Below are 18,362 nucleotides of genomic sequence, written 5' to 3'. Positions count from 1 at the left end.
CGTCGGCCCGGGATCAAAGCACTATCGGCACATGCTTTTCCGCGCACGCACCCTTGACCGCCGCAACGACGTCCTGGGTACGTAGCGTCTGCAGGTCCTCCACCGTCACCGACCCTTTGTCGACGCGATGCTGCGCGGCGACCCGCGAGTCCCGCAGTCGCTCCGCGCGCTCAACGACATTGCGGGCGAACCGGCCGTTGTGCATGGCATCGATGCCATGCTGGCCATCGGGTGCGCGGTAGGCGCGCAGCGTCGCGCATGCGGCGTTGAGCGCCTCGGCGGTGGCGGGGTCGAGCACCGTGGCGCGCGGCTTGCCGTAGCGGATCGCGATTTCCACCAGCTCGTCGGGTGTATAGGACTCGAAGCGCAATTTGCGGTTGAACCGGCCCGCCAGACCCGGGTTCACCGTGAGGAATTCGTCGACTTCCTTCTCATATCCGGCGCCGATGAAGCAGAAGTCGAACCGGTGCACCTCGAGTGCCACCAGCAGCTGGTTGACCGCCTCCATGCCGATCATGTCCGGCCGACCATCCTGATGCCGTTCCACCAGCGAGTAGAACTCATCCATGAACAGGATGCGGCCCAGCGACCGGCTGATCAGCTCGTTGGTCTTCGGTCCCGACGCGCCAATGTGCTCCCCGCAGAAATCGGCCCGCTTGACTTCGACGATCTCCGGATGGCGCACGATGCCCAGGCCCGCGTAGATCTTCCCGAGCGCCTCGGCCGTGGTGGTCTTACCGGTACCGGGCGGTCCGACCAACAGCATGTGGTTGGTCTGATTGGCCACCGGCAGCCCCGCCGCCAGACGCAGCGCGCGGACCTCGATCTGGTCCTCCAGCTCGGCGACCGCGCGTTTGACGTCGGCCAACCCGACTTGGTTGTCGAGCAGCGCGCGACCCTCCTGCAGGAGTTCGGTGCGCCGCTCTTGGTGCCCCTCCTCCTGCCGCTGCTGCTCCGACAGCTCGGTGGTCACATCCCATTTGTTGCTACGGGAGCTGATGGCGTCCTCGTCGGTGACCACCAATTGCAGCGCCAGGTCGGCCAGCGCTTGCTTGGCAGGCTCGATCAATGCGCCGTTGATCGTCGCTTTGGACAACCAGATCTGCGCCTTGGGCTCCTCGCCGAGCTGGCGATGCGCCATCCCGCGCACATAGGCCAGGTCGGCGGCGATCAGCGGGAAGTCGGTGGGATCCACTGCGGTGACGGCAGTTTCGAGATGCTGACGACGTGCCTCGCTCGGGCCGCCGTGTCCGGCGCGCAACTCGACCCGGTCGGTCCACTCGAGCGCGACCCGGGCCTGACCGAGATGGGCCGCGGCATGCGCGGCCAGCGTGCAGGTGGCCGCGGTGACCGCGGACATGATGATCGCCTGCGGCGGCAGGATGGCCGCCGCCACCGAGATGACGTCCGGCCATCGTTGGGTGGCGAACATCAGATAGGACTCGACGTACTGCTTCCACTGGTGGTTTTCCCAGGTGTCCAGCAGCGTCGAATCCGCAAGCAGCGCTTCGGCTTTCTCGTACTGGCGTTCGTCGATGAGGGCGCTCGCCAGCGCCAGCCCGGCATGTGAGGCCTCGGTCACCGAAATCGACAGATACGGGCCCGCTTTGATCGGGGCCGACAAGCGTGCCCCTATCCGGTTGGTCTCCCGATGCAGCCGGCTCCCGTAGCTGTAGAGCTGCTCGATGGTCGACAGCGCCTCGTCACCCATGGCGATCCGGCCCAGCCAGGCGTCGGCCATCGACGGGTCGACTTCGGTCGCCTCCCGAAACCGCGCCGCGGCCCCGGCGACGTCGCTGTCGAGCAAGGCCATCGCCGCATCGAAATACTTGCGGGCGGCGGCCGGCGTGGTGCTGCTGGTCATGGCGTGTCCACCGCTTCGAGATCAGGAGTTCGCAGAGCCATCGGTTCCGACGATACGTACCGATTCTCGGCGCGGAACAACTCCACCTCCACCGCATGCAGATGACCGTCGGCCATCACGTCCACCGTCGCGGGGCCGGTCTGGGTGATCAATACGTTGGCGGTCCCCCGGTACGGCTCGCCCGGTCCCCCGACCGAGATCAGTGTGTTCGGCCGCGGCGCCGGCGACATGCTGCCGTCCACGACGCTGACCGTGGTGCCCGACACCGGCTTCGGTTGATCCGTCACAGCGATATCGGGCATGCGAACACTGGCCCACCGCTGCATGTTTCGCGTGTGCACGGTGATTCGCTCGCCGGCACCGGCGAGGCGGATGATGAACCTCTTGGCCAGTGTGTCCTCTGCGGCGATGTGCACCCGGCTGAACTCGCCGGCATCGTCGAGCGGCAGCAGCATGCGATTCCCGCCGGCGACCTTGCCGAGCAGCACACCCGACGGCCCGATCGGAACGACGAGCGGACCGCGCAGCACACCGCGGCGGATTCCGCGCAGCGCCGGCAGCGGACCGCACAGGTTGGCGGCAACCGCCTGCGGCTGCTCGCCCCGCAGGGTCCGCAACCGCATACTCAACGACGCCGTCGGTGGTTGGGCACTGCGCACGGTCACGGTGGCCGTTGCGGTGCCATCACTGAAAAGCGTGACGTTCTGCACGATCCCGTCGACGCGCGCCGACCACGCTTCGGCCAGAGTCTCCGAAGTGATGTCGACCGGCCGGTACCAATAGGTCGTCAACCAACCGCTGTCCCCGCGCACCGATCGCCAGCGCCGATTACCGACGTCCAGTGCGGAGCGGCCCAATCGCCGCTCCATCTCGACGATGTCGGTCGCGGTCGCGACCCTGGCGCGGATGCCGTGTTGGCGCATCGCCGCGCTGATCCGCTGTGCCGCTGCCAGCGTCGCGGTGCCGACCGAAGTACGCCCCTGCAGCGCCTCGACGTTGTTCAGGGCCGAGATTCGCACGATGAGCCACGTTTCGCGCTGACCCGCATAGGGCGGTGTACCGATCAGGGTGTCGTACACCCGCGGATAGTCGCCGATGCTGCGGCGGCGTGCCCCCGCGGTGATCACACTCAGCGAGTCCAAGGTGAGGCCGAGGCTTTGGTGTAGCAGTGGCATCAGGTCGGTGACATCGAAGGAGTTGTCGGTGTACGTCGCGGTCGAGCCGGTGAACAACGTTGGCGCATGGGCCTTCCCGAGCAGTTGGACCGCGGCCACCGCGACGCCGTCCTGGTACCTGATGCCACCGCCGGCACGGTCATTGGCGACCGTGAGCGGCTCGCTCCACCAAATCGGCCGACGGCGCCGCCACCACAGGATCAGCCAGGACCACAGCGGCTGACCCCGCCATCGAATGACACCTGCAGCGATTCCGATCACCAAACCTGCTGCCGCACCCGGGTATCCACCAACCGCCCATCCGACGACGGCGGCAACAAAGATGGCGACGATGATCGTCAGCTTCGTCGCGGCTGTCATCGCTCGCGCCGTGCTCGAACGATCAGCGAGACCACCGCGACGGCGGCCAGCACGACTCCGGCGAATACCAATGCCACGGTGCGGGCGCGGTGATCCGGTGGTGGCGGCGGTGGGGCCGGGTGGACGATGCGGCTAGCGGCCGCAGGTGGAAGCCGTTCTCCCGCGGGCACATCGAAGGTGAGCGCGGCCACCGGGTCGACGACACCGTAACCCACCTGGTTGTCGACTCCGCGCGGTGGATTGTGTGCGGTCTGCAGAATCCGATTGATGATCTGGTGGGCCGACAGTGCCGGATACTTGGCCCGCACCAGTGCGGCCACTCCGCTGACGTAGGCCGCGGAGAAGCTGGTGCCCCAGAACGGCATGTTCTTCTCGCCCGGGCGGATCGGCGGATAGGCATTCGCCGGTCCTCCGGTTTCCGGAGACAATCCCATGATTCCCACGCCCGGTGCCGCTGCGGCCACCCAGGGTCCGGCCAGGCTCTTGTTGATCGGTGCGCCGGTGTTGTCGACCGCCCCCACCGACAGGACGTAATCCGAGAACCAGGATGGCGACGACACCGTCTTGACCTGATGCCAGTCGCGCGGATCGGACGCGTTGAGCGGATCGAATGACGGGTTTTGGGCGCAGCCGTCTTCGCTGTCATTGCCTGCCGCGGCGACGATCACTGCGTCCTTGATGGTTGCCGCATACCAGACGGCGGCACCGATTGCGCCCTGATCGAGCGGGTCGGCGGCCGAAACACACGCTGTGACACTGATATTGATCACCTTCGCGCCTATGTTCGCGGCATGCACGATGGCGCTGGCGAGTGTCGCGATGGTGCCGGCCTTCTTGCGCCCCTCCATGTCGCCGGCACCGGGATTCACCGGTTCAAAGGCCCGCGAGGACTGGCGGATGGAAATGATGACGGCATGCGGCGCGACTCCGACGACTCCGTCGGGTGCGCCCGGGGGCGGGGGCGGCACCTCGGGGTCGTCGGGCTGGCCGGGCGCGGGGTCCCCCGGCCCGTTCGACGGAGCGTCGGGTGGCGGCGGTGGCGGTGCGGCCGGCACGGTTTGGGTGATCGTCACCGGCGAAGGCGGTGGCGGGGGCGCGGGCGGCGGCGGTGGCCCGCCCGGCGGCGGTGCACCCGCATCGCTCGGCGGTGGGCCCGCCGGCGGCGGAAACGCCGGGACGCTCGGCATCGGTGCGGGCATCGGAGTGCCTTGCGGCGCAGCGCCGATCACCGACGCCACGATGGTCCCGTGGGCGTCGCAGTCGGTCAGGCCGTCGCCGCCCATGATGTAATCGCCGCCCGCGACCACCGGCAGCCGCCGATTGGGATTGATACCGGTGTCGATGACCGCGACCGGCACCCCGTTGCCCGTTGAGTACTGCCAGGCCTTGCTGACGTTCAGCATCGTGGTGCCCGGCGCGGGCAAAGCCACATTCGGATCGGCGACGGTGATCGTTCGTCCACAGGCGAAGCTCTGCCGCATGGGCTGATCGGAGGCGGGCTTGCCGTCCGCCGGTACCCGGCCGGGGTCGACGGTCGGCGGTGGGATCGACTGTGCTGCAGGAATACTCGCTATCATGGCGACGAGCAGACTCGTCAGCGCCGTGGCCGCGACCCGCTGGGTCAACGCGCGAGCGGTGAGCGCCGTCTGGGTCATCGCATGCGCACCCAGTTAAACAATCCACCGATCCACGCGGCCAGCGGCAGGGCCGCGATGATGGCCGCTATCTCCACCCATTCGGCGATCATCCGGACCAGCGGAGTGAACCTGGTGATCGGTACCAGCAGAGCCGCCAGCAGGCCGGCGCCGCCGAAGCCGAACAAGACCAGCGCGCCCCATAGCACCCCGTAGCCGGATGAAGTCGGCTCGTGCACGACGTATTTGGCGACGCCGACGCACATTGCCGCGGCGGCACCGCACACCAGCGCGATCGCTTGTCGTTTGTCGGCGAAGGCCCGCCCGCGGCTGGTGAAGATCACCACGAACAGCCCGGCCAGCACGGCGGCCGCCATGCTCCGGTCGTGGCCTGGCATCAAAGTGGCCCACACCGCGGCGGGCAGTGTCAGCCCGGCTCCCACGCAGATTCCGGTCAGGACGTTGTTGGCGTGGACCGCCCCCAACGCGATCTGCGCACCGCGTGGCGTGGTGTCCGGACTTGCTTCCTCGTCGGCACCCTCATCGACGGGCGACACCGCGTCGGCCGGCAGACCGGCGCTGCGACGGAACAAATCGCGTCCGGTGATCGAGCCGAAGTACGGCGGCCGGATCCTCGCGACCCACAGCGCAACCGTCGGGGCCATGGTCAGTAGCAGCAGCAGGGCGACAAGCGTGCACATCCCCAGCCATTGCGCGGGAACCGGCCACCACATTCGTGCGGCCGCGGCGGCGCCACCGAGCCCCAGTATGGTCACCGCAGTCGCCGCGACGTTGGCGTGACGCCCTGTCGCAGAAGCGATTCCGCAAGTCAGTACCGCTCCGGCCAGCGCAGCGATGAACACGTGGGCGGCACCGAGGTGTCCGGGCGCGCCGCCGGCAACGCTCGCCGTGAGCAACGGCAACGCGATCCAGCCGAGTCCGTCGACCATGTCGGCGCGACCCGGCCACCAACGCCACACCGCGGCCGCGCCACCGGCGGTCAGCAGACCGGCCACGCCAGTCACGATGGTGGGCATCAAGGAGTCGGTCGAGAGGCGTTGGCGCACAGCCAGTCCCAGCAGGGTCAACGACACCATCGCGAGGATGACCAGCGCGGTGCGCGCAGCGGTTTGGAGGGTGACCGGCTCGAACAAGGCTTTCCCGACGCGGGCCAGGCCGGTGGACAACGACTCGTACTGCGGCTCGAACGATTCACCAGCTACCGCGGGAACCAGGGTGAGCGTGGCGCCGTCTTCGACACCCAGCTGATCGAACGTCTTGGTGACATCCAGCCGTACTCCGTTGGCCTTGTGGAGTTCGTACCGGACACCGGACTCCAGTCCGGTGAAGCCCCGACGCTTGAGTTCCTCGTTGAGCAACTCCACGACGTTGTCGAGGAAGGCCTCGATCGGCACCGAAGCGGGGTATACCTGCGAAACCAGGTGTTCCCCACATACGACCGCGACCGCGCAACGGGCTGGAAACGAGACCTTGCCCACGTACGCGGTCATTAGCGCGGCCTGTCGGCATCTGGAATGTATTTATCAGCCAATGCGGCGGTGATTTCGAATATGCGCAGGCGCGTTTTCTTCTTCAGCTCGTGCCGGGTATCGATGATCCCGCCTTTAGCGAGATAAGGGTCATACGGCATGAACTCGACCGTCGCACCCGATTGCGCGAAACGCTCGGTGAGATACGTGCGCGCCTCATTTTCGTATTTATTGCGACTGTCGTTCAGGATGACCATGCTGCGAGACACCAATTCGTGATAACCCATCGACCGCAGCAAGTCGATCGCGCGGGTCACCGGCAACGAGGTGTCGGCCGTGAGCCCGGAGACGAACACCAGCGTGTCGCACGCGTCGAGCACCGCCTTCATCACGGGGTGCTCGAGGTCGTCGGAGCTATCCACCACGATCACGGTGTGGGTGCGGCGCAGCCGCGAGAGCACTCCGGAGAACATCGATGCAACCAGCGGCCGCGGCTGGTCCGACGCTCTGTTTCCGGCCAGCACGTCAAGGCCAAGGCTGTTCTGCCCCAAGTGTTCTCGGATGTCAGCGTAGCCCTGGACATCTGTATCGTTGAGCACCGCCGCGTAATCGCCCGGTGGGGATTCGTCGATCCGTCCGGCCAGCGTGCCAAAGCCCGGGGCGGCGTCGATCGCCACCACATTCTCGGGGCGGCATTCCCGGAACACCGCGCCGATGCAGGCGGTCATCGTGGTCTTACCGACGCCGCCCTTGCCCGAGATGACCCCGACGACGTACTGCTTTCGGATATGGCGCCGAATTCGCTCCTGCAATTCCCGATAATGCCTCTCGGCCGGCGATTCGCCGAAATTAATGGCGTGGAATGTCGCCTGGTACAGAAATTTGCGCCACCCCCCGCCCGGTGGGATTTTGCGCGGGGCGACCATATCGGAAATGCGCAATGTGCCGGACACTGAGTCTTGATTTTGGTAGCGCGCGGCGGGCGTTTCTCGGCGAGTCGGTCCGCCTTGTTCCGGAGAATTTGATGAGCCCGTCCACGGATTTGTCACGATGCCGATGCTATCATTTTCGCTCTACCCTTCGACTACACGATTTTTCGGTACGAATGCCATTCCTGGTCGGCCGGCAACCGCCGCACCATATGGCTGATCGCGGAACCGATGTTGCTCTTGGTACCCGGGGCGATGATCATCCACTTCTTGGCCCCGGAAGAAACGTGTTCTGCGACCAGTCGTCCTTCCGGTGTATCGATGATCGTCACCGCGCCCGGTTCGATGTAGGTCCGGGTGGGCCGCCCGCTGTCCACCCCCGACTGGATCGCGACGATCGAGGCCTGGGCCGATCGCTCGGGGTCGGTGGCGAGTTTCAGCATGTGCACCTGATCGGCTTCGAGCCCCTGAGTGCCAAGGAATCCGTGCAGCGATCCCTCGTCGGTGGCGGCGGCACGCATGGCATCGGCGTCCAGCGTGACGGGATGTAGCGGCGCGGGATCGCTTGCGCCGCATAACCGTTCGATCTGTGCGTTGAGCACCGCGCTGGCCGTACCCTCGTTGCCCGCGATGCCCGCCCCGCTGATCCGAACGAGGTCTCCCGATCGTTCGATGGCGACCCACCAGTGCGCGAACCTGGCCAGCAGCGCCCGCGTCGGTTCGCCGTCGTCGGGCAGGCGGAAGTGCATCATCAGCCCGATGTCGCGGCGCGACAGCACGGTCAACCATTCGACGACCGCGCCGTCGACGGAGCCCGTTTCATCGATCACCCCAGCGGCGCGTAGTTCGGCGGTCACCGGGTGCTGCAGTGCCTTGTGCTTGGGCTCAACGCTGGGCAAATGCGGTCGCAGCCCCATTTCGGGAGCCAAGACCTCGATGCCTGTGAGTACCTGAAGTACCCACAGGCCGTCCAATGAGGTGGTTAACACGGTCTTCCCTTAAAGCCAAGCGCGGGGCGCACGCTCTCGTGCGCCCCGCCAAGCCAGGACTAAGCGCTGTGAAAGAGACCGCCGATCTGGCTGTCCGTATTGATCGCGTTGTCGTGCACGTTGTTGACCGTGTGGCCGTGCAAGCTGACGGTCTGGATCATGTCCTGCAAGCCGTGCAGCATCTGCTGTTGTGCGTCGAAGAAGGCCGTGGCGCCGTGGCCCTGGAAGAACTCGGCCAACGACTGGGTGATGTGAAGAACGTCGTCGTGGATTTCCATCAACTGCGCCGCCTGGGTGGCGATGTCACCGGTTAGGCCGCTGACGGCGGCGTGGTTGTAAACAATCTGCTCTGACATGTTCGATTTCCTTAACTTGAATAAGCTTCTGGGATTGGCGGAATGCCGACTTAGGTGGACTGGCCGCCGCCGAACACGCCATTCAGACTGTGGGCCGAATCGGCCTCGTGGTGCTCCATCAGTGTTGCCGCCTGGCCGAGGCCGTGGGCCAATCGGTTACCGCCGGTCATGATCTGCTGCAAGTCATGCTGTATTTGGCCGGCCGTGTTGAGCGACGTCGACCCGGCTTGCCCGGCCCAGCCGGTGGCGCTGACGATGTTCTCGTGGCCACTCAGATATTGATTGGCGATTGCGGCTGCCTCTTGCAGTCGCGATTCGATCCGTTGCTTCGAGCTGCGTAGCAGTTCCGGTGAGACGACCGTTGACCCCGCCATGTGTTTCTCCCTCGATTTCTTAGGCTCCCCGCCTGGATATGGATAGCAGTCTAGACAGGTATCGGGCATTGTCACTTCAGTTGTTTTGGCTGCTACACAGGCGTTGATTTACCCATTGGCGAATGCCGCAAAACACCATGTCAAAGACTGCTCGCGCCGTCGGCCGCGCCGTCGCCATCGGTATCGGTGATCCGGACGTCCCAGCGCCCGTCACCGTCGGTGTCCACATAGCCCGTCAACCCGTTGTCGTCGGCGCACAGCACCCGGTCTGCGACGCCGTTGCCGTCGATGTCCACCAGCCGGTCGTCCGGGTGTCCGCGGCCGTCGAAGTCGACCAATGGGCCGCCAGTGTGCTCGGTGCCGTCGAGCCCGTACCAGCGCAGTCCGCCGGCGCGGTCCACGGCCACGGCCCAGGTCCCAGAGCCGTCGTCGGTGAAATACGCCTCGGGAGTGCCGTCATTGTTGAGGTCGAGCACGGCGTGATCGACCATCTCATCGCCGTCCAAATCCGCGAGGGCGTCGTCGCGCATTCCGTCGTGATCGAAATCGAGCCCGATCGATTCGAGCCGACCGTCATGGTCGAGATCTAGGTCGGGCTGGCCATGCCAGATCGCCGCCGTGCCGTCGTCAGATCCGATGCAGTAGTCCACGATTTTTCCGACGCGTGTTGACCGCCTGTGGTTCCCGCTATCGCCCGTGCCGGGTCATTGCGGTTTAGGCACATAAACCGGCGGTTCTTTGGTCAGGTCGACGTGGTTATCCCCGAGAACATAAGTTTGCTGGAGCGTAGTAGGTTGCGAGTTCGCCAGCACCTGCGCCCGATAGTTGACGGTTCCCGAGACGTGCGCCGTCATCGAATTGGCGTCCAGTTCGTAGGTCATGTCTTGGGTGTTCTCGAGATTCTCGAGTTTCACGGTGCTTTCGTCGACACCAGGAATTGGCTCCCTCAGGCGTGGGCAGCCGCCTTTGGGGCAGCACCCCGACGGGGCGGGTACCCCGTTGAAGCAGTAGTGGAGCCTGGTATCAATGGCGGCCAGAGAGGCCTGGCGCCCGGCATCGTTGAGTGCGACGGTGGGTTGGATAGTCGGCCGGTTAGTCGCCGGCGCGGAGAGCGCCTCGAGCAGCACCGGTTTCGGCGGCGCGGTGATATCGATATAGCGATTGGTCGACCCGACCTGAACGAGGCCGGGGAAAACCTGGATAGGGTCGGCGCCGTTCGTCCCCACTCCGTACACCGCAAGGTCTTTCATTGCTTCAACAGCATTGGGTGGATTGTCGACAGCGATTGCGGTGGTGGTGGTGTCGAGCTTCCATTGGCCGTCTTTCTTGTGTGCCCAGATCACGACTTGAGTCGGCGTGACGCCGAACTTCGCGGCCAGGACGAGACGCTGGGCATCAGGCGGGGTGTTCGGTTCCTGGGTCAGGTCGTTGGTCACCTTGATCTCGGTGATCGGAGTGGTGGCGAGCTGAGCGCGCAGCACCTTGTCGGTGAGCAACTGTGGCGTGGCGGGCTGGTCTCCGCCCAACGACAGCGCGGTGCGAGCGTCGCCGACCGCAAGCGCCTCCAGGTAATGCTGCCCGGCCAGCCTGGCGGCTTCGCGGTCCTGCTCAGCCCGTTTCGTGGCGTCACCGCTCATGATCTTGCCGGCCGCGAATATCCCCACTCCCGCCACCAGCGCCAGCACGGCAAGCAGTGAAAGGCTCAGGACCACAAGGCGTTTGCGGCTGCGCGGTGGCTCCGGACCGGCATTCAGCCCGGGCGGGGCGCCCCACGGTGGCGGTGGCATCGGGGGACCCGGGTATCCGGCCGGGGCGGGTGGCCTGAAATCTGAGCGCGGCCGTGAGATTGGTCGGGTGGCCTCGGTCGCTGCGGATTGCAGGGTTTGTTCGGATGCCGGTGCCGTGGTCGGGCGAGTAAACGGCGCAGTGTGCCCGGTGCCGACGTTCGGCAGGTGGCCGGCCAACGCGGCCGCGAAATCACCGCAACGGTCGAACCGCTCGGCGGGATTCTTGGCCAGCGCCCGTGCAAAGACCGAATTGGCGCTCGCCAGATCGGGCCGCAATCCACCAAGCAGCGGCGCAGCCAAAGTCAGGTGTGCGTTGATCACCGCCACCGGGCTGACATGAGGAAACAACTTGGCCCCGGTGAGCAAGTAGTAGGCGGTCGCGGCTAGCGCATATTGGTCCGCGCGCCCATCGAGTGGCCTACCCGACAACTGTTCGGGCGCGCAGTAATACACGGTGCCCACCGTCATATTCGTCGCCGTCAGACCGGTGGCGTCGTCGACCGGGCGGGCAATACCAAAGTCGCACAGCAGGATTCGCGGTGGGCTACCGTCGTCAGGCCGACTGATCATAATATTGCCCGGCTTGATGTCGCGGTGCAGCAACCCGCGGTGATGCGCATGATCTAGGGCAGCGCCCACGGCGGTGACGATCGCCACCACTTCCCCGGCCGGCATGCCGCCCGGGTACTGCCGGTCCATCAGCGCGCCGAGGTCGGACCCGTCAACGTAGTCCATGGCGATCCACAGCTGGCCCGCGAACTCGCCGCGATCCTGCACGCCCACGATATTGGGATGCCACAAACCTGAAGCCAGTTCCGCCTCACGGTTAAATCGTTGCTGGTAATCGGGATCCGCCGACACCTCGGCACCCAACACCTTCAATGCCTCGAAACGCGGCAACCGCGGGTGGCGCACCAAGTACACCTCGCCCATACCGCCCGCACCCAACAACCGCACCACGGTGTACCCCGCGAACTGCGCCCCCTCGCTTAACGGCATGCGCGCATCTTAAGCTCGCCGAACGACTGTCGGGCGTGTTTATCCATGGCTAGCGGTGCGCACAAATATCGGGGGCTCCCTAGTCAGGTCGACCGTGCCGAGGAGGTTCTGGGTCACCGTGTAGTCGGGGACGCCAGCGGCGTGACCCTGATAAACCATCCCGCCGCCAATCGCAACGACCATCGCGTTCGCATCGAAGTTGAAGGTCGTCTTGCTGAAATCGCCTGGACCGTCGACGGCGATCGTCGGGTTGTCGGGGGTGAGCCGGGGGCAGTCGGGCGGTGGTTCGACTCCTCGGTAGCAGTGGTGCGTCCACGTGTCGAGCGCGGCCTTGGCAGCTTGGCGGCCCGCATCGTTGAGCGCAGCTACCGGTTTGATCGTGGGCCGGTCGGTGGCGCCGCCGAGTGCATCGAGCAACAGCGGCTGGGTCTGTGCGGAGATATCGACGAAGCGGTTACTCGACGAAACCGACAGTCCACCCGGGAAGATCGCGACCGGCGATGCCCCGTCGGTGGCAACTCCCCACAGCGCAACCGCTTTGAGCGACGCGTCGGTGCTTCCGGGTGTTCCGATGTCGACGGCAACGGTCGCGGTGTCGAGTTTCCATTCGTCGCCGCTGCGGTGCACGGCGACGCGGGCCTGCGACAGCGTCGGGCCGAACCTGGCGGATAGCATCAGATACTGCACCTGCTGCGGGTCGTCGCCCGCCGGCACCGGGGCAGGGGTCGCGGTGATATCGCTGATAGGCGTCGCTGCGAGCTGGGCACGTAGCACCTCGCCGGTCGCGAATTGCGTTGTCGCCGGGGGATTTGCGCTCAGCGCGAGTGCGGCCGCAGCGTCACCACGAGCGAGCGCCTCCAGGTAATGCTGCCCGGCAAGCCGGGCAGCTTCCTGCTGCTGCGGGGCCGTTTGCACCGGGTGCCCGTGACCGATCATTCGCGGGATCGCAATGGCGGCGACGATGCCCACAGCGGCGATCCCGGCCGTGAGCCACGCTGCGACTCGCACCCCACGCCGCCGGGGTGCACGTGGCCCGGTACCGCGCGGAATCCCGGTGGGCGGTGGGACATTCATCGATTGCGGCGGTGCCGGTCGAGCGAGCTGGGCGGCGGGTGCAGCCTGCCGCAGCTGGCTGGCCAGAGCGGCGGCGAAATCGCCGCAACGGTCGAACCGCTCGGCGGGGTTTTTCGCCAGCGCCCGCGCGAACACTGGGTCGGCGCCGGCCAGATCGGGACGCAACCCACCGGGCAGCGGCGGCGGCGCCGTCAGGTGAGCGCTGATCACCGCGACCGGGCTGGCGTTGGAAAACAATTTGGCGCCGGTGAGCAAGTAGTAGGCCGTCGCGGCCAGCGCATACTGATCCGCACGCCCATCGATCGGATGGGCCAACAGCTGTTCGGGGGCACAGTAATCGACGGTGCCGACCATCGCATTGGTCACTGTCAGGCCGGTGGTGTCATCGACGGGGCGCGCAATACCGAAGTCGCTCAGCATGATTCGTGGCGGGCTGCCGTCGTCGGGTCGACTGATCATGATGTTGCCCGGTTTGACGTCACGATGCAGCAAGCCCCGGTGGTGCGCATGGTCCAAGGCCGCGGCCACGGCCGTCACAATCGCCACCACCTCGCCCGCCGGCATCCCGCGTGCGTACTGCTGGTCCATCAGTGCGCGGATGTCGGGCCCGTTGACATAGTCCATGGCGATCCACAACTGGCCTTCGAACTCACCGCGGTCGTGTACTCCGACGATATGGGGATGCCATAACCCGCCCGCCAGTTCGGCCTCGCGGTTGAAACGTTGCTGATAATCGGAATCCGCCGACACATCCGCGCGCAAGATTTTTAGCGCCTCAAGGCGGGGCAACCGGGGGTGGCGGACCGCGTAGACCTCACCCATGCCGCCAATTCCGAGCAGCCGCACCACGGTGTAGCCCGCGAACTGCGCCCCCTCACCTAACGGCATGGGCAAATCCTAAAACTCCTCGCCGCCCCGCCACGGTCCATGCTGCGGACTATTACCCATTCCCGCGTGATTGCCACCAGGCCAGCAGCTCGACGGTGGCGATCGGCGCGAATTTGCAGTTTGCCACGCAGGACGCATCTACCATTTGCCCATGCCGTTAGCGGTCGGCCAGGAGTTTGCCGGGTACAGGATTTTGCGGGTACTGGGTGCCGGCTCGATGGGCACGGTGTACTTGGCGCAGCATCCTCGGTTACCTCGTCACGATGCGGTGAAGGTGTTGTCGGCGGAACTGACCACCGACCCGGGGTTTCGGGCTCGGTTCCTGCGCGAGGCCGACATCGGGGCGAGCCTGTCGCATCCCAATATCGTCGGCATCCACGACCGCGGCGAATACCACGGCCAGTTTTGGATCTCGATGGACTATGTCGAAGGCACGGATGCGGCCCGGCTGTTGCACGACCACTACCCCGGCGGAATGCCCCCGGGCGAAGTGTTCCCGATCATCGCCGGGGTTGCCTCGGCGCTGGATTATGCGCATCGGCGCGGGTTGTTGCACCGCGACGTCAAACCGTCCAACATCCTGCTGGCCGAACCCGATTCGGAGTCACGTCGGATCTTTCTGAGCGACTTCGGCATTGCGCGCCGCGTCGATGACACCGCGGGGCTGACCGCGACCAACATTGCGGTGGGCACGGTGGCCTATGCGGCACCTGAGCAGTTGATGGGTGAGCCCGTCGATGCCCGTGCCGACCAGTACGCGCTGGCATGCACAGCGTTTCACCTGCTCGTCGGCTCTCCACCGTATGACTTTTCCAGTGCGGCGGTGGTGATCACGAAACACGTGATGGGCCCACCACCACCGATCGGCGAACGCCGCCCGGAATTGGCGCCCCTGGACCCGGTATTCGCCAGGGCGATGGCCAAAGTGCCCGCCGACCGGTTCGACAGTTGCCAAGACTTCACTCGGGAACTACACGCCCGGGTGGCCGCAGCGCCCTCCGACATGCAACACACTCAATTGGCCCGCACCGTGGCCGCGTACGCCCTGCAACGACCGCCTGCGCCACCACAACCGGCACAAGCACCGCCGGCAAAGCCCCCCGGCACACGGGTGTGGCGGCGCCCCAAGATATTGATTCCTGCCCTGGTGGCCATCGCATTGTTGGTCGGGGGCGGCACCTTCGCGGCGGTCAAGATCTCCCAGCCGGGAGGCGAGCAACCCTGGCCGGTCGCTACCGCACTGCCCAACAATGGCCCATTCACCGGCATGTACACCGCCAACTTCGGCCCCGGCACCGACTACGACGGCAACCCGGCGGAGAACAAACCTCCGGTAACCGAAACGTGGGCCGTCCGCTCGACGTGCGGGCCCACCGGCTGTGTCGCGAACGCGTCGCGTCGAAGCGGCGACTACGTACTGTCCTCGGCGATGGTGTTCGACGATGTCGACGGCCGGTGGTTGGCCGTCGGTACCGGGCAATATGGCTGCCTTGGCATTACCTCCGAAACCTGGGAGGTGTTCGACCTGCAACCACGTCCCGACGGCACCCTGTCGGGCGAGTACCGCTGGGCTGCCCGCAACAACTGCAGCGGCAAACGAACCGTGACCTTCACCCGCAGCGGAGACGTCGACGTCAAGAGCCTTCCCGACCCGGCCAACCTGCCGCCGCGGGTGGTGTCCCCGGCTGAAGCGTTGGACGGCCGCTACCACCAGACGCGGACCTACGCCAACGGGTCGAAAACCACAGAGTTCGACTGGGCCGTCCGGACCGACTGTCTTCGCTCCGGCGCCGGATGCATGAGCTATTTCCACTCACCTCCCAATAACGCACGCGTGCTGGTCTTCGGCGACGGGAACTGGGTGTGGTCGCGCGACTTCGACGGCAAGTGCGACCAGGGCGGCGGCCCGATGCATGTCAAAGCCAGCGCGCGGTATTCGCTGCCGCAACCACCACAGAATCCGATCACACTCCTGACCGCGCACGGTCACCAGGAGCAGACCGGGTCCTGCCCCATCAACGCGGAATTCGACGACAAATTTGTGCGCACCGGCAACTAGCGCCGGTCTGCCGCTAGGCGTTCCCCCGTGATTGCCACCAGGCCAGCAGCTCGGTGGTGGCCTCCTCGTCGGTCATCGGCCCGCGGTCCAGCCGCAGCTCCTTCAAGAACCGCCACGCCTCACCGACCTGCGGCCCCGCCGGAATGTCGAGCAGCTCCATGATCCGGTTGCCGTCGAGGTCGGGGCGCACCCGCGCCAGATCCTCCTGCGCGGCCAGCTCGGCGATGCGCGTCTCGAGGCGGTCGTAGTTGGCTTGCAGCCGCGCGGCCCGGCGCTTGTTGCGGGTCGTGCAGTCGGCACGCACCAGCTTGTGCAGCCGCGGTAGCAGTGGCCCGGCGTCGGTGACGTAGCGGCGCACCGCGGAGTCGGTCCACTTCCCGTCGCCGTAGCCGTGGAACCGCAGATGCAGATACACCAACTGCGAGATGTCCTCGACCATCTGTTTGGAGTACTTCAGCGCCCGCAGTCGCTTCCGGACCATCTTGGCGCCGACGACCTCATGGTGATGAAAGCTCACGCCGCCATCCGGTTCGTGGCGCCTGGTGTCGGGCTTGCCGATGTCATGCAGCAGCGCGGACCAGCGCAGCACCAGGTCCGGGCCGTCATCCTCCAGGGCAACGGCCTGGCGCAGCACGGTCAGCGAATGTTGATAAACGTCCTTGTGCTGGTGGTGTTCATCGATGGCCATTTGCATGCCCCCGACTTCGGGCAGCACTACCTCACCCATGCCGGTCTGCACCAGCAAGTCGATACCGGCGACGGGATCCGCACCGAGGAGCAGCTTGTCCAGCTCGGCAGCCACCCGTTCGGCACTGATCCGGGCCAGCTGCGGGGCCATCTCCTCGATCGCCGTCCGCACCCGCGGGGCGACGGCAAATCCGAGTTGCGAAACGAACCGCGCGGCGCGCAGCATCCGCAGCGGGTCGTCGCCGAAGGACACCGAGGGCGCCGCCGGGGTGTCCAGCACGTTGGCCCGCAGGGCCGCCAAACCGCTTAGGGGATCAAGGAATTCGCCCGGCCCGGTCGACGTGATGCGCACGGCCATCGCGTTCACGCTGAAATCCCGACGGACCAGGTCGTCTTCGAGACATTCGCCGAACTGCACCTCTGGCTTGCGTGACACCTGGTCGTAGCGGTCCGCGCGGAATGTGGTGATCTCCAAGCGGCGGTCGTCCTTGCCGATGCCCACGGTGCCGAAGTCGATCCCGGTATCCCAGACCGCGTCGGCCCATCCCCGCACGATCTGTTGCACCTGCTCGGGGTGGGCATCAGTGGTGAAATCCAGATCGGGACTCAAGCGGCGCAGCAGCGCGTCTCGCACCGAGCCCCCGACCAAATACAGCTCGTGTCCGGCGGCCTCGAACAACGCGCCCAGTCCGCGCAGCACCTCGGCGTGCGGATTCAGGGCGACCGCAGCCGACGTCAGCAGCTCCACATCGTCGGCGGGTTCGGACACGTTCGATGAGCCTAGTCGCGTGACGATGCGGGCCGGAACGGCCCGCTGAGGAGCGCGGCAATTAAACGTAGTCGCGTTCGTCCGGCCGGGACGCGCCCCACCGTCGCGCCCGCACCAGCGGCGAGTATGTCTGGAAGACCAGCTCGTGCCAGCTACTATCGCTTGGGTGTCGGATGGCGAACAAGCCAAACCACGTCGACGCCGGGGTCGCCGTCGCGGTCGTGGCGGTGGCAGTGCATCCGAAAACGATGCCGCCGCCAAAGTGACCGCCACCCCGGCGACGGGCAACAGACGCCGCTCCCGCGCGCCCCGCGTGCCGGAGCGACTTCGTACCGTGCACGAAACATCCGCGGGCGGACTGGTCATCGACGGCATCGACGGACCGCGCGACGCGCAGGTGGCAGCCCTGATCGGGCGCATCGACCGGCGCGGACGGATGCTGTGGTCACTACCCAAAGGGCATATCGAACTCGGCGAGACCGCCGAGCAGACGGCCATTCGCGAGGTTGCCGAGGAGACCGGAATTCGCGGCAGCGTGCTGGCCGCGCTGGGGCGTATCGACTACTGGTTCGTCACCGACGGCCGCCGGGTGCACAAGACCGTGCACCACTATCTGATGCGCTTCTCGGGCGGCGAGCTGTCCGACGAGGACCTCGAAGTCGCCGAAGTGGCGTGGGTACCGATACGAGAGCTGCCGTCCCGGCTGGCCTACGCCGACGAACGTCGCCTCGCCGAGGTCGCCGACGAACTGATCGGAAAGCTGCAGACCGACGGTCCCACCGCGCTTCCGCCGCTACCGCCCAGCGCACCTCGGCGAAACCCGCAGACCCATTCCCGAACCCGGCATTCCGACAAACCCCCCGGTCGTAAGAACGGTCACGGGCCGGGGCCGTGACCGCGCCGCGACTCTGCTGGGCCGGCGTATTGC

Annotated in this window: 14 protein-coding genes; 2 read left to right on the top strand and 12 right to left on the bottom strand. The window is 66.2% G+C overall.

The features are described from left to right. Positions 1–13: 13 nt before the first annotated feature. From eccA to ACTXG5_RS06385, 11 genes are all read right to left on the bottom strand, one after another. On the bottom strand, positions 14–1,864 hold the full coding sequence (eccA, locus tag ACTXG5_RS06435) for a type VII secretion AAA-ATPase EccA (RefSeq protein WP_445162890.1): 1,851 nt from the start codon (positions 1,862–1,864) through the stop codon (positions 14–16). After that, positions 1,861–3,399 carry a type VII secretion protein EccE gene (gene eccE, locus ACTXG5_RS06430; RefSeq protein ID WP_445162889.1) on the bottom strand — a complete coding sequence of 513 codons (1,539 nt, stop codon included), beginning with the start codon at positions 3,397–3,399 and terminating at the stop codon, positions 1,861–1,863. Before eccE ends, eccA begins: the two co-directional genes overlap by 4 nt. Next, positions 3,396–5,054: a type VII secretion-associated serine protease mycosin gene (mycP, locus tag ACTXG5_RS06425; RefSeq protein WP_445162888.1), complete on the bottom strand. Its 1,659-nt coding sequence runs from the start codon at positions 5,052–5,054 to the stop codon at positions 3,396–3,398. The genes eccE and mycP overlap by 4 nt, the downstream gene beginning before the upstream one ends. Then, complete coding sequence (gene eccD / locus ACTXG5_RS06420; RefSeq protein ID WP_445162887.1) at positions 5,051–6,544, bottom strand: type VII secretion integral membrane protein EccD; 1,494 nt, start codon at positions 6,542–6,544, stop codon at positions 5,051–5,053. Before eccD ends, mycP begins: the two co-directional genes overlap by 4 nt. Next, on the bottom strand, positions 6,544–7,572 hold the full coding sequence (locus ACTXG5_RS06415; protein ID WP_445162886.1) for a nucleotide-binding protein: 1,029 nt from the start codon (positions 7,570–7,572) through the stop codon (positions 6,544–6,546). The genes eccD and ACTXG5_RS06415 overlap by 1 nt, the downstream gene beginning before the upstream one ends. A gap of 35 nt (positions 7,573–7,607) precedes the next feature. Continuing rightward, the gene (locus ACTXG5_RS06410; protein ID WP_445162885.1) at positions 7,608–8,441 is read right to left on the bottom strand and encodes an ESX secretion-associated protein EspG; all 834 of its coding nucleotides are present in this window, start codon (positions 8,439–8,441) and stop codon (positions 7,608–7,610) included. Positions 8,442–8,500: 59 nt separating this feature from the next. Then, the gene (locus ACTXG5_RS06405; RefSeq protein WP_445162884.1) at positions 8,501–8,797 is read right to left on the bottom strand and encodes a WXG100 family type VII secretion target; all 297 of its coding nucleotides are present in this window, start codon (positions 8,795–8,797) and stop codon (positions 8,501–8,503) included. A gap of 50 nt (positions 8,798–8,847) precedes the next feature. After that, the gene (locus tag ACTXG5_RS06400; protein ID WP_445162883.1) at positions 8,848–9,171 is read right to left on the bottom strand and encodes a WXG100 family type VII secretion target; all 324 of its coding nucleotides are present in this window, start codon (positions 9,169–9,171) and stop codon (positions 8,848–8,850) included. Between the two features lie 140 nt (positions 9,172–9,311). After that, positions 9,312–9,821 carry a pullulanase gene (locus ACTXG5_RS06395; protein ID WP_445162882.1) on the bottom strand — a complete coding sequence of 170 codons (510 nt, stop codon included), beginning with the start codon at positions 9,819–9,821 and terminating at the stop codon, positions 9,312–9,314. A gap of 54 nt (positions 9,822–9,875) precedes the next feature. Beyond that, positions 9,876–11,957, bottom strand: a complete 2,082-nt coding sequence (locus ACTXG5_RS06390; protein WP_445162881.1) for a serine/threonine-protein kinase — start codon at positions 11,955–11,957, stop codon at positions 9,876–9,878. Positions 11,958–11,996: 39 nt separating this feature from the next. Beyond that, positions 11,997–13,919 carry a serine/threonine-protein kinase gene (locus tag ACTXG5_RS06385; RefSeq protein WP_445162880.1) on the bottom strand — a complete coding sequence of 641 codons (1,923 nt, stop codon included), beginning with the start codon at positions 13,917–13,919 and terminating at the stop codon, positions 11,997–11,999. A 151-nt stretch (positions 13,920–14,070) separates the two neighbouring features. On the opposite strand from ACTXG5_RS06385, the gene ACTXG5_RS06380 reads away from it, so the two are divergent. Then, positions 14,071–15,978, top strand: a complete 1,908-nt coding sequence (locus tag ACTXG5_RS06380) for a serine/threonine-protein kinase (protein ID WP_445162879.1) — start codon at positions 14,071–14,073, stop codon at positions 15,976–15,978. A 13-nt stretch (positions 15,979–15,991) separates the two neighbouring features. On the opposite strand, the gene ACTXG5_RS06375 is transcribed toward ACTXG5_RS06380, so the two are convergent. Further along, positions 15,992–17,434 (bottom strand): CCA tRNA nucleotidyltransferase, encoded by a 1,443-nt coding sequence (locus ACTXG5_RS06375; RefSeq protein ID WP_445162878.1) that lies wholly within the window; start codon positions 17,432–17,434, stop codon positions 15,992–15,994. A 262-nt stretch (positions 17,435–17,696) separates the two neighbouring features. On the opposite strand from ACTXG5_RS06375, the gene ACTXG5_RS06370 reads away from it, so the two are divergent. Beyond that, on the top strand, positions 17,697–18,329 hold the full coding sequence (locus tag ACTXG5_RS06370; protein WP_445164286.1) for an NUDIX hydrolase: 633 nt from the start codon (positions 17,697–17,699) through the stop codon (positions 18,327–18,329). Positions 18,330–18,362 lie beyond the last annotated feature (33 nt).

Source organism: Mycobacterium sp. Dal123C01 (assembly GCF_052566995.1).
Note: the sequence above shows the minus strand (reverse complement) of the source record. Positions and strands in the feature narration are given on the sequence as shown.